General features: G+C 51.5%; 1 protein-coding gene. It reads left to right on the forward strand.

Translation table 11 applies throughout. The features are described from left to right. On the forward strand, positions 1-297 hold a 297-nt coding region (locus ED312_RS23880; RefSeq protein WP_170164562.1), incomplete at both ends, for a hypothetical protein.

Consider the following 297-nt stretch of genomic DNA (forward strand, 5'->3'; position numbering starts at 1 on the left):
TCACATCATCAATCGCCTGGCATCCGGCTTGCCGGTACTTTTGGAAAACCCGGAGGTGTCCCTGCCAACTAAAGAAAAAATCCCCTTTGTGTTTGACAGTCACCAGTTCAACAACACCAACCTGCAACGCCTCCGGGAGTCGCCCCTGTTCCTCGATCATATCCCAAACGGGGAGGAAAGCCGTCAACAGCGGCTGGAATACTGGCGTGACGGGATTTTTAAACGGGTGCTGGTCATCAAGGAAGAACCTTGCTCGGAAGTGGTTTATTTCCAGAAAGAAGACAAAGCGCTGGTCAT

It is taken from the genome of Sinomicrobium pectinilyticum, assembly GCF_003725735.1.
GTDB lineage: Bacteria > Bacteroidota > Bacteroidia > Flavobacteriales > Flavobacteriaceae > Sinomicrobium > Sinomicrobium pectinilyticum.